Annotated in this window: 5 protein-coding genes; 1 reads left to right on the forward strand and 4 read right to left on the reverse strand. The window is 54.0% G+C overall.

The window, feature by feature from the left end:
* Positions 1-101: 101 nt before the first annotated feature.
* Complete coding sequence (locus tag ACXJ5O_RS17155; RefSeq protein ID WP_457300939.1) at positions 102-1,853, forward strand: hypothetical protein; 1,752 nt, start codon at positions 102-104, stop codon at positions 1,851-1,853.
* Between the two features lie 120 nt (positions 1,854-1,973).
* On the opposite strand, the gene hflX is transcribed toward ACXJ5O_RS17155, so the two are convergent.
* The 4 genes from hflX to ACXJ5O_RS17175 form a co-directional block, all read right to left on the reverse strand.
* A complete protein-coding gene (hflX, locus tag ACXJ5O_RS17160; RefSeq protein WP_457300940.1) occupies positions 1,974-3,383 on the reverse strand; it encodes a GTPase HflX in 1,410 nt (469 codons plus the stop codon).
* 8 nt (positions 3,384-3,391) lie between these two features.
* Positions 3,392-3,631 carry an RNA chaperone Hfq gene (gene hfq / locus ACXJ5O_RS17165; protein WP_008129219.1) on the reverse strand — a complete coding sequence of 80 codons (240 nt, stop codon included), beginning with the start codon at positions 3,629-3,631 and terminating at the stop codon, positions 3,392-3,394.
* A gap of 122 nt (positions 3,632-3,753) precedes the next feature.
* Entirely contained in the window at positions 3,754-4,620 is an 867-nt protein-coding gene (locus tag ACXJ5O_RS17170) for a D-amino-acid transaminase (protein ID WP_457300941.1), read from the reverse strand.
* A gap of 10 nt (positions 4,621-4,630) precedes the next feature.
* Positions 4,631-5,649: lactonase family protein (locus tag ACXJ5O_RS17175; protein ID WP_457300942.1), on the reverse strand; the 1,019-nt coding region annotated here is incomplete at its 5' end.

Raw genomic sequence — 5,649 nt, forward strand, 5'->3', positions numbered from 1 at the left:
GTATTTTCACTTGGCACGTTACTTGCTCAGAAAGCGTGTGGTTCGATTAAACCACAAAACGCTACGACCAATATTTCAGCAATTTTGATCTGGAGTTCATAATGAAAGACATTTTTGAAACGGGCCGTCAGTCGGCTTGCGATACCGATCAGCCCTCCCCGATGCGACGGAGAATTTTGAAGGCCTGCGCCTATTTGCCGACAGCGCCGCTGCTGGCGATGCTGGGCGGATGTGACGACAGCAGCAGTGCGCTGGTTGGCGACACATTCACATTTACGCCCGAACAAGAACAGACGATTGAAGCAGAGATAACCAGGCGCCTGAACCTTAGAATTCCGCCCTTCAGTACAACTGATCCGGTGAAATTGCCGGAGAATAAACTGGACACGCTGACGACCGGCTCGGTCGAGGTCACCCACGTGCCGGACAAAGCGCCTGCCCCCTCCAAGCCCAAGAAAGTTGGTATTTACAGCCTGCAGTATAATGCGTTTACTCAGGTTTCCACGCGTCGTACCGTGGAGGAGGGAACGCCGGGTTCGGTCAAAGTGGACAATCCTCTAAAAGCTGCATTGGCCAAGGAAGTCGCCAAACTGGGCGAATCGGCATTAGGACTTGGTAGCATTTCGATACCGGATACCATCCACATTGAAAGCATCGAGACATATCTGAAGCGCGCCCTGGATAATCGTTTTGCGCTGCTATACCGGGCAATGGTGACGGCCTTTCAAAAGCATTCGCCTAAGGAATTTGATGTCAGTTTCCTCACTGCGCCGGAATTCTATTGGAACGTACCGTTTGGCGACTTTGTGAATGAAGCGGAATTGCAGGTGGCGGCAAATCTCTGTCTCAACACAGTAACGCGCAACGTCCGGACTTTGATCTCGAAATTTCCCATGGAGAAATACGGGCAGATCGTGCTGCTGCCAGGCACGACAGCCATGCTGAAGCCAAACCCCGATGCCAGGCGTGCCGACGGTAGGCTGGTTGGGGCAGATGGAACCATTGTCTATAACGCGTCCAATCACCTTGTATGTACGCACAATTTGCCACTCAACGACAGCAAATATCCCCGCCCCGCCTATATGATATGGCCCAAACGGGCGGTATCGTCGATTGACTACATCGATGAGTTTGTTAAACGGAATAGCTGCGATGATGGCAACAAATTGATGCCGAATCCTGCTCATCCAGGTCTGGACAACCCGACTATGAATTGTCTGCTTAGCGAAAAGAGCGGACTTAGGGTTTTGATCGAACATGTCTCCTCATCGCAGGCGCAATCATTCGATATAAACGACAAACCGCTCTCCAGCAAATTCAACAACCGGATCGTTGAGGATTTGCCCTTCGGCGTCGATATCTGTCTGGATTATTCGGAGGCAAGTCTCCAGCAGGATCCGGTCCGCTTCAAGCAACTCGATGAACAGGAGTTCAAACTGGATTTCCTGATTGCCGCAGGTATGCATTTGGACATCGACAATTATGCGACGACACCTTTCATTCAGTATGCAATTCGCAATGAAGGGTATAGTGGCACGACCGGTAAGACCCAAGTCTGGAAACTGAACTGGACCAAGGGCATCGGAAAAAGATTGGGGACGATGAGCTACGAAGACTTGGACCCACTGGATTCAGGCAATCAGGAAAAGGGTAGTATCGCGGTCGATCAGACAGATGCGTTTGTTGGCCCAGCTGGATCGATCACATCGGGCATCCCGAACATTCTCGATGAGATGAATGCGGGTATCGTTCGGATATGGTCGCTGGATGTTGACAAGCCTGCCGAAGATCTGGTCGCCAGCAAAACCGCGCCCACAAAAACCGCTGACAACACCATCCAGTTCATAAAATAAGGGGCATAGCCTGTCAGCGGGGGCAGTTTTGGCTGCCCTCGCCCCGGCGCGCCATGAAATCAGTGCGCGTTGTGGAAATGAAGCTGCGGCAGCTAGCCAAAAGATTGCAAAATAATTCGCTTACCTGTTATTCCTGCTCAACATCTTCTCGTCGAGCATTGCCTGCGAATTGACCGTCATATCCATTGTCAAGGCGATTGAGCCGTCGTCGAGATCCTTGCGCTTCACATTGCTGGAGTGCTGATAAATCCAGTCCATGAGGCGCATCTGATTGTGCTGCAATGTGACCTTGACCTTCATGAGCTTGCCGGCGATCCGGTCCTCGATCTCCTTGAGCAGGGCGTCCACGCCCTCACCCGTGATCGCCGAGACCGGGATCGGATGTTCGTTGCCAACTGCCGCGGCGCTCAAGCGCTGCGCCGCCTCGCGGCCAGCCTCGTCAAGCAGATCGATCTTGTTCCAGACTTCGATAATGCGCTTCGTATCGCCGCGCTCGATGCCGAGGCTCGTCATGATTGCATGAACGTCTTCCGCCTGTGCTGCGGTGTCCGGATCGGAAATATCGCGCACATGCAGGATAAGATCCGCCTCGACCACCTCTTCCAGTGTCGCGCGGAAGGCGGCGACCAGATGGGTCGGCAGGTTGGAAATGAAACCAACCGTATCCGAGAGAATGATCGTTTCGCCATGTTCGAGCTTGATGCGCCGCAGCGTCGGATCCAGCGTGGCGAAGAGCATGTCTTCGGCAACGACCCCTGCTCCGGTCAGGCGATTGAACAGCGTGGATTTTCCGGCGTTGGTATAGCCAACAAGGGCAACAACCGGATGCGGCACCTTCTTGCGTTTGGCTCGATGCAGCGTACGCGTGCGAACGACCGTCTCAAGCTCCCGCTTGATGCGCAGGATCTTTTCCTGCAGGGCGCGTCTGTCGGCCTCGATCTGCGTTTCACCAGGACCACCAAGGAAGCCGCCACCACCGCGCTGACGCTCCAAGTGGGTCCAACTACGAACGAGACGGCCCTTCTGATAGGTCAGGTGAGCCAGTTCGACCTGCAGCGCGCCTTCTTTTGTTTGAGCGCGGCGGCCGAAGATTTCGAGAATAAGCCCAGTCCGGTCAAGGACCTTGGCATTCCATTCTTTTTCGAGATTGCGCTGCTGCACCGGTGTCAATGAATGGTCAACGATCACCAGTTCCGCATGCGAAGCCTCAATGATCTCGCCAATTGCCCCTACCTTGCCGGTACCGAGCAATGTGGCCGGGCGCGGCGCAGAAACCTGCACGATATCGGAATGGACGATGTCGAGGTCGATGGCGCGCGCGAGCCCCTCGGCTTCTTCGAGCCTCGCTTCATCGCTGCGCTGGAACTCATGCTGGAATTGGGACCGATTGGTCTCACCATTGCCACTATTACTGAAGTGTTGTGGCAAAATTGGCACGATGACAACCGCACGCGTAGCTTCCCTGGCGGTTTCGCCGTTTTCAGCAATCCCACCAGTTTTCCGTGCGTTGCGCGTAAAGTCCTTGGTCAAATGTGGTCTCAGTCGCTCTCTTCAACTTCGAACATCTGCACGGGCTGGCTCGGCATGATGGTCGATATAGCATGTTTATAGACGAGCTGTGAATGGCCGTCGCGGCGCAAAAGAACGCAGAAGTTGTCGAAAGATGTAACAATTCCAGTCAGTTTTACACCATTAATGAGGAATATTGTCAGAGAAATCTTCTGTTTTCTGACTGAATTCAGAAAAAGGTCCTGAAGATTCTGCGATCGTTCAGCCATTGTTTTTGTCCTTTTATGCGATCAGCAAACGTGTCTCATACAAAATTCTGCGGCGGAAGCAAACTTTCTTTGCTCCAGCAGGAGGTGAAAAATAGCGCTCTGTTAGTCCCCTCACTCTCCGGTTAACAGGATGGCGTTTTTTCCGCAATGTCAAAAAACGCTTCCCGCAAGGAAAGTGTAGTTGTTCCAGGATGGCCATTTGCTACCGATTCGCCGTCAATCGCAACGATTGGCATGACAACTGTTGACGCAGCGGTCATGAAAACTTCCTTGGCCTTCTTTGCTTCATCGACAGAAAAGCCCCTCTCTTCGATCTTCAGCCCCAACTTTTTTGCCACGTCGAAAATGGTGGTACGAGTAATACCGCGCAAAATTCCGCTTTCGGCCGGACGCGTGACCAGAACACCATCCTTGGTAACGATCCRGGCATTCGTCGCAGCGCCCTCCTTCACGATACCATCCCTATCGATGAACCATGCTTCCTGGGCACCCTGGTCCTTCGCCTGCTGGCGGGCCAGCACATTTGGCAACAAACCAATGGACTTGATGTCGACACGATCCCAACGGTTTTCTGGCGTGGTTATCACCTTGATGCCCTTGGCTGCCCGAGCGGCCGATGCGGCAGGGCTGGTACGCTTCGCGGTGACGACAATGGCCGGCGGCGTATCTGGTGACGGAAACACGTGATCGCGCCTGGCAACCCCGCGTGTGACCTGCAAATAGACGAGACCGTCGTGAACCCGGTTCCGTCGGACGACTTCCTTGAGAATGACCTGGAGTGCCTTACGAGCCATTGGCCAGGAAATCTTCAATTCAGAAAGCGAACGATTCAACCTGTCCAGGTGGCGGGTCATGTCCATGATATTACCGCGTGCTATCTCGCAGACTTCATAGACGCCATCAGCGAACTGATAGCCGCGGTCCTCGATGTGGATACCAGCTTCAGAATGCTGGACATATTGACCGTTTACATAGGCAATGCGCGACATCGCGGCTCCTTTAGTGGAATGTACCGAATACGATGCGCATGGGCGTCTCCAGCGCAACGCGTTTGCCGGTGTCCTCAAGCGCTCCCGTATGAATATCGCGTTTGAAAATGGCGATACCGCCGCCTTTCTGATTGGCGACCAGCATGAACTTGCCGGACGGGTCAATTGCGAAATTGCGCGGACCAATCCCTTGCGACGGTGTCCAGCCGATCAAGGCAATTTCACCCGAAGCTGTGATAGCATAGCTGACAATGCTGTTGTGACCTCGGTTGGATCCATAAAGGAACCGGCCGTCGGGGCTTACGGCGATTTCCGCGCAGGTATTGGTTCCGGTGAAGCCCTCCGGCAGTGCCGGCAATGTCTGGATCACGGTGAGTGCGGCGTTGTCCGGATTGTAATCCAGAACTGAAACGGTGCTATTCAACTCATTGATGACATAGGCAATTTTGCCGTTGGGGTGAAAAATCATGTGGCGTGGGCCGGCCCCTTCTGGCATTTGCGTAAATGGGGTTGCAGCGAGGGAGAGGTCTTCGCCTTTCTTCGGCAGCCTATAGGCCATAATCCGGTCGAGTCCGAGATCGCAGACGAAGACGGTCCTATTATCGGGGCTTGCAACCGTACAATGGCCATGCTGACGCTTGTCGGTCGGCAGGATAGCGTTTTGGCCCTCATGGATCGCAGCGGCAAAGGCAGGCTCCAACCCGCCGTCGGCTCGTAGCGCAAAGGCAGTAATCGCATTACCCGGCCGCGCGCCCAATTCAGCGACCGTGTAGTTCGATGCGAAGATCATTTCGCGGGTCTGGTCGAAACCGAGATGACAGGTAGTGTTACCCAACGTCGATTGCATATTGATATAGGACAGCGCACCGGTCGAGGGATCGATGTCGAAGGCTGCGGCGAGATTCTCGTTCCACGCCGGAACTTCCGCAGCGGCGTAGAGCCGCTTGCGCTTTTCATCAATCGCCAGATATCCTGGATTGTCGATCGCCAGATACTCGCTCGCAAGAGTCATATCTCCCGTCTCACCAT

The sequence above is a fragment of the Phyllobacterium sp. P5_D12 genome, from assembly GCF_054049495.1.

Excerpts from the sequence above, each read along its gene's own strand:
- hfq (WP_008129219.1), bottom strand. The coding sequence starts at position 3,631 with ATGGCTGAACGATCGCAGAATCTTCAGGACCTTTTTCTGAATTCAGTC.
- ACXJ5O_RS17155 (WP_457300939.1), top strand. The coding sequence starts at position 102 with ATGAAAGACATTTTTGAAACGGGCCGTCAGTCGGCTTGCGATACCGAT.